This window comes from Novosphingobium mangrovi (genome assembly GCF_022818885.1).
Classification (GTDB): Bacteria; Pseudomonadota; Alphaproteobacteria; order Sphingomonadales; family Sphingomonadaceae; genus Novosphingobium; species Novosphingobium mangrovi.
In genome coordinates, this window is the sequence record NZ_JALHAT010000072.1 from 1 (window position 1) to 3882 (window position 3882).

A 3882-nucleotide genomic window follows, 5' to 3' on the forward strand; every position below is an offset into this window, starting at 1 on the left:
TCTCGCGCCGGGGGGCTTGGCGTATCTGGAACACACCTGCGCACCGAACCCGCCAACCTCGACAGTTCGGGGAGCCCGAGGGCAATAGCCCTCGGATAAATCCTCTTCCTTACCCGATCCCTTCAAAATTCGTGCGCTTTCGCTTCGAGGTGCAAGTCTTTAGGGCAAAGGACGTCACTTCCGGCCCGGAGGACCTTATGAGTCCAGCCAGGCTTCCATGTGGAAAGGAAAGCATCATGCCCGCAAGCCCTCTGCCTTTGCCCGAATACGCACCAGTCCTGGCCGAGGTGCAGGGGAAGGGCGCGGTCTTTCCGGTGCGGCGGATCTACTGTGTGGGGCAGAACTATGCCGAGCACGCGCGGGAGATGGGGAGCGATCCCGATCGTCCCTCCCCCTTTTTCTTCAGTAAGCCCGCCGATGCGGTAGTCCCCAGCGGTAGGGTGCTGCCCTTTCCTGGCCGAACTGAAAATCTGCACCACGAAGTGGAACTGGTCGTCGCGCTAGGGGGCGGTGGGCATGACCTGGCACCCGAAGATGCTGAAGCGCTGGTCTTCGGTGCGGCCGTCGGCTTCGACATGACGCGCCGTGATCTTCAGGCCGAGGCCAAGGCGAAGGGCCGTCCCTGGGACATGGCCAAGGGCTTTGATGCCTCGGCGCCGCTGGGGCCTATCGTGCCAGGGCTGCCGCCGCGCAATGCCGCGATCCATTGTGAGCTCGACGGTGTGGTGCGCCAGCAGGGCGACATTGCGCAGATGATCTGGTCGGTGCCGGAGATCCTTGCGCATCTCTCGCGCTACGTGACCCTGGCACCGGGGGATCTCGTCTTCACCGGAACCCCTGCCGGGGTCGGCCCGGTACGTGCGGGGCAGCATCTGCGCGGCGAAGTGGCTGGCCTGCCTCCTGTCGAGGTCCGCTACGACGCCTGAGTTCGGACCGCGCCTTGCCGTTCACCTGACGGCTTTTGCAAATGCTAGTTACTTTTCATGTGCAGTCGATTGAGGTATCTGCCGAAACTTGTGTGCAGCTGCAGGCCCTGATAACGGAACATCATGTCGACTTGTGACCTTTGTGTTGTCCGGAACCGGGCGATTTGTGCGTCTCTCAACGCCAGCGAACTCGAGGCCCTCAACGCGATCGGGCGCACGCGCAAGATCACGCCGGGCGAATCGCTGATCTGGGAAGGCGAGGATTCGGTCCTCGTCGCCAACGTGATCGAGGGTGTCCTCAAGCTGTCGACCAACACCGAGGATGGCCGCGAGCAGATCGTCGGCGTGGTTTACCCCTCCGACTTCATCGGGCGGCCCTTTGGCGGCACCAGTGGGCACGGTGTGACCGCACTTACCGAAGCCAAGGTCTGCGTGTTCTCGCGCCGCGATTTCGATGCCTTTGCCCGTGAACACCCCTCGCTGGAGCACAAGCTGCTCGAGCGTACGCTGGGCGAACTGGACCGCACGCGCCGTTGGATGTTGCTGCTGGGCCGCAAGTCGGCGGCTGAGAAGATGGCGAGCTTCCTGGTCGAGATGACCGAACGCCTGGGCGGCAGCGGCTGCAAGATCCCGCTTGATGCTCCGCAGGAGCGCCACCTCACGCTGCCGTTCTCGCGCCAGCAGATCGCCGACGTGCTGGGCCTGACGATCGAGACGGTGAGCCGCCAGTTCACGCGCCTGCGCAACGAAGGCATCATTGACCTGCCCTCGCGCCGCGATGTCATCATTCGCGACATGGATGCGCTGGCGGCCGAAGCGGGCTGATTCGCACCAGACCTGGACCGTCCAGCTCGGTGGAGCGCCGCACGCGATGCATGCGCGCGTGCACAGACCGCATGGTCGGAATGGAAACCGAGCGCGTGGCAGCGAGTTGGGCAAGGCATGCCACCGCGTTCGAATACGTACGATATTGCGCCCGAGACGACCTCCAGCGTGCCCCCTGAAGATGCTGAACCCGGTATCGGCGGGCGAGGGTTCCTGCGCCGCGTTCTGACCCGCAAGGGGCTCGATCTCTATCTGCGCAATGCCCTCGCGAGTGTCGCGACATTTCTTCTCGATCTCGTCTTCATCTGGGGCCTGGTGGAGAAGGCCGGGGCCGGTCGGTTGCTGGCGGTGGCACTGGGCTTCCTGCTGGCCAATGCGCTCCACTACGTTCTGGCGCGGGTCTGGATCTTCCGGGGCAGTGCGCGCGGGATGGCGTCGGGCTATGTGCTTTTCGTCGGCAACGCGCTGGTGGGGCTGGGGCTGATTCTGGGCGCCTTCACGTTGCTGAGCGATGTTCTGGGCGTGCCCTATCTGGCCGCGCGCATCGCGGCTTCGCTGGTCGCGGGGACCGCGGTGTTCCTGTTCAACGCGACGGTCAATTTCAGGAAGCTGTAGGCGGGCCTGCGACAGGCACGAAAAAAGGGGGAGCGGTGTGCTCCCCCTTTCCTCGCATGCAGCGTGTGTCCCTTGAAATTGAGGCGCTGGGCCTCGTCTGGGCTCAGAAGCGGTAAGTGACGCCCGCGCTGAGAACCCAGGGATCGAGGTTGTGCTTGGTCTCAAGCACCTTGGTGTCCTCGACGTAGAACTTGGCGGTCGGCTTCATGAAGTACTTCTTGGCATCGAGCGAAACGCCGAAGCCGCTGTCGCCGAGCGCAATGTCGACACCGCCCTGAAGCGCCACACCGAACGAGTTCGACATCTTCACACGGTCCACGCCCAATGCCTGAGCGGTTGCACCCGGCTTTTCGTCGAACACGAAGAAGACCGAGGGGCCCGCGCCGATGTAGGGCTTGAAGGGCGTGCCGGTGGGCAGGTGGGCCTTCAGCGTCACCGTGGCGGGCAGGATCAGCACGTGGTCGACCAGCTCGGTGCCCGAGAGGTCGGCGGCGCCGTTGACGTGGTGCTGGGTGAAGCAGCAGATCGTCTCGAGCGAGAAGTTCTGGTTGAAGAAGTATTCGACCGCGAGGGTCGGGACCACGTTGTCGTTCGCCTTGGCGTCGACGTCGCTCACGCCCATGCCGGCGAGCGTGTCGCCCAGACCCGCATCGAGGTGCTTGATCTTGTCGATCTCGCCATTGGGCAGGACGGCCGTGCCGAGCACCTTGACCTGGAACTTGCCGTCCGGACTGCCGGCCATGGCGGGCGTGGAAAGGGCAGTGGCCGCGGCCAGGGCGACGAACATCGTCATCTTGCGCATAGTCATTTCTTCCATTGCCGCCGGGGCCGCACCATGCGTGTCCCCCCTCTTGAGCGGCTGCGGAAATGCCTTTGCGGCAATTGCGATCAAGTTGATTTGATCACGCGCAAAACAACGGAAATCGGCGTTTAATTTCATTGCCGAGGCAATTTGATCATTATCAATGCTGCAAGTGATGTTACTCTCCAAGGCGTTCGTCAGGTTCAGCAACAGTCTCGAAAGAGAAATGATATGGTAACGGTTCTCGCGCGGGCGGGCCTCTGGCTCGCCGTGCTCTTCCTTGCCGTCATCGGGGTCGCGCTCGCGGCTGATGGGGGTTTCGCCATTCACATGAGCATCGTCGCGCTGGCCGCGCTGATTGCCGTGTGGTTCACGGTGCGCAGCGCGGATTACGGCGCGATCGCGCGCGGTATCCTCAAGATGCCCGACGAGGGCCGCTACGATGACGACCCGGTGCGCTGGGGTGTCATCGCAACGGTGTTCTGGGGCGTGGTGGGTTTTGCGGCGGGTGTGTTCATCGCCGCCCAGCTCACCTGGCCCTGGCTCAACCTCGAGCCCTACCTCAACTTCAGCCGCCTGCGTCCGCTGCACACCTCGGCGGTGATCTTCGCGTTCGGGGGGAACGCGCTGATCGCCACGAGCTACTACGTCGTGCAGCGCACCTGCCGGGCGCGCCTGGCCTTCCCGGGCCTCGCGCGGTTCGTGTTCTGGGGC

At 63.7% G+C, this 3882-nt stretch carries 5 protein-coding genes; 4 read left to right on the forward strand and 1 reads right to left on the reverse strand.

The window, feature by feature from the left end; all coding sequences use genetic code 11:
• Nucleotides 1-236: 236 nt before the first annotated feature.
• From MTR65_RS19650 to MTR65_RS19660, 3 genes are all read left to right on the forward strand, one after another.
• The gene (locus MTR65_RS19650) at nt 237-926 is read left to right on the forward strand and encodes a fumarylacetoacetate hydrolase family protein (protein WP_243803223.1); all 690 of its coding nucleotides are present in this window, start codon (nt 237-239) and stop codon (nt 924-926) included.
• 123 nt (nt 927-1049) lie between these two features.
• Complete coding sequence (locus MTR65_RS19655) at nt 1050-1751, forward strand: Crp/Fnr family transcriptional regulator (RefSeq protein WP_148627152.1); 702 nt, start codon at nt 1050-1052, stop codon at nt 1749-1751.
• Between the two features lie 117 nt (nt 1752-1868).
• Nucleotides 1869-2366 carry a GtrA family protein gene (locus MTR65_RS19660; RefSeq protein WP_243803225.1) on the forward strand — a complete coding sequence of 166 codons (498 nt, stop codon included), beginning with the start codon at nt 1869-1871 and terminating at the stop codon, nt 2364-2366.
• Between the two features lie 103 nt (nt 2367-2469).
• Here the strand turns inward: MTR65_RS19660 and MTR65_RS19665 are convergent, their stop codons facing one another.
• Nucleotides 2470-3168 carry an OmpW/AlkL family protein gene (locus MTR65_RS19665; RefSeq protein ID WP_243803228.1) on the reverse strand — a complete coding sequence of 233 codons (699 nt, stop codon included), beginning with the start codon at nt 3166-3168 and terminating at the stop codon, nt 2470-2472.
• Nucleotides 3169-3399: 231 nt separating this feature from the next.
• On the opposite strand from MTR65_RS19665, the gene MTR65_RS19670 reads away from it, so the two are divergent.
• A partial coding sequence (locus MTR65_RS19670; RefSeq protein WP_243803230.1) for a cbb3-type cytochrome c oxidase subunit I occupies nt 3400-3882 on the forward strand: 483 nt, incomplete at its 3' end.

What these genes read in the sequence shown, in the direction of transcription:
- MTR65_RS19650 (WP_243803223.1), top strand. Translation starts at nt 237, where the DNA reads ATGCCCGCAAGCCCTCTGCCTTTGCCCGAATACGCACCAGTCCTGGCC.
- MTR65_RS19655 (WP_148627152.1), top strand. Translation starts at nt 1,050, where the DNA reads ATGTCGACTTGTGACCTTTGTGTTGTCCGGAACCGGGCGATTTGTGCG.
- MTR65_RS19660 (WP_243803225.1), top strand. Translation starts at nt 1,869, where the DNA reads ATGCCACCGCGTTCGAATACGTACGATATTGCGCCCGAGACGACCTCC.
- MTR65_RS19665 (WP_243803228.1), bottom strand. Translation starts at nt 3,168, where the DNA reads ATGCGCAAGATGACGATGTTCGTCGCCCTGGCCGCGGCCACTGCCCTT.